The organism is Microbacterium sp. GbtcB4, assembly GCF_019091465.1.
Classification (GTDB): Bacteria; Actinomycetota; Actinomycetes; order Actinomycetales; family Microbacteriaceae; genus Microbacterium; species Microbacterium paraoxydans.
Map to the genome: position 1 here is coordinate 1 of NZ_JAGXJJ010000030.1, position 358 is coordinate 358.

Annotated in this window: 1 protein-coding gene; it reads right to left on the minus strand. The window is 73.7% G+C overall.

All coding sequences use genetic code 11. The annotated features are described in order from the left end of the window. Nucleotides 1-358: aldehyde dehydrogenase family protein (locus tag KVS71_RS17160; RefSeq protein ID WP_217585120.1), on the minus strand; the 358-nt coding region annotated here is incomplete at both ends.

A 358-nucleotide genomic window follows, 5' to 3' on the forward strand; every position in this document is an offset into this window, starting at 1 on the left:
GGAGGAGGGCGGGTCCGAGGAGCCACCACTCGACGCCCTCCAGCTCGGAGAGGGCCAAGACGAGCTTCCCCTCGGGTTTCCCGACCACCGGGCCCACCTCGGCGAGCGGATCCGAGGGCCAGCCGGCCCGCAGCGAGCGGACCGCGTCGGCGAGCTGTCGGGCGAACCGCTGCGAGCGCCCCACCGGCCCGACGAGGATCGCCGGCGACGCCGCGGAGCACTTCTGCCCCGCGTGCCCGAACGCGCTCTTCACGAGGTCGGCCACGGCGAGGACGAGGTCGGCCAAGGGCGTGATGATCATGGCGTTCTTGCCGCTGGTCTCCGCGAGCAGGGGCAGGTCGGGACGCCAGGAGCGGAA